1 rRNA gene is annotated in these 243 nt (G+C 46.1%); it reads right to left on the reverse strand.

Features of this window, described 5'->3' with window-relative positions:
- A 23S ribosomal RNA gene (locus KJQ99_RS10265) occupies positions 1 to 243 on the reverse strand; the annotation flags it as partial.

Below are 243 nucleotides of genomic sequence, written 5' to 3' on the forward strand. Positions count from 1 at the left end.
TAACCTTGCCAGACACCACAACTCGCAGGCTCATTATGCAAAAGGCAGTCCATCACCCTGTATTGCTACATAGGGCTCTGAATGATTGTAAGCAAATGGTTTCAGGTTCTATTTCTCTCTGATCACCTCAGTTCTTTTCACCTTTCCCTCACGGTACTTGTACACTATCGGTCAGACATTAGTATTTAGGGTTGGATCGTGGTCGACCCAGCTTCAGACAAGATTTCACGTGTCTCGCCCTAC

The organism is Campylobacter sp. 2018MI13, assembly GCF_018501135.1.
Lineage (GTDB): Bacteria > Campylobacterota > Campylobacteria > Campylobacterales > Campylobacteraceae > Campylobacter_E.